The 255-nt window shown below is 56.9% G+C and carries 1 protein-coding gene; it reads right to left on the reverse strand.

Annotated elements, in window-relative coordinates:
• Positions 1–255 (reverse strand): transposase (locus AACY52_RS31965; RefSeq protein WP_339561642.1); only part of this gene is annotated, 255 nt, incomplete at both ends.

Genomic DNA, 255 nt, shown 5'->3' on the forward strand with positions numbered 1-255 from the left:
TCGAGTGCTCTGCTGATGGCCGAACCTTCGGGCACAAGATCACGCTGGGCGATCATCCAGGCATGCAGTCTATCCATCACCGGTACGGCTTTTTCTTGCCGTATTCGGCGCCGTAAATCCGGCTCCAAATCGCGCACTTCGCTCTCGATTTCGTACAGCAACTGGATGTAACGCAGGGCCTGCTCGGCGAGCTGGCTCTTGTTAGTAGCGTGCAATTCGAAGAATTTGCGCCGGGCATGGGCCATGCAGCCAATC

Source organism: Pseudomonas sp. EA_65y_Pfl1_P113 (assembly GCF_963970525.1).
Taxonomy (GTDB): domain Bacteria; phylum Pseudomonadota; class Gammaproteobacteria; order Pseudomonadales; family Pseudomonadaceae; genus Aquipseudomonas; species Aquipseudomonas tritici.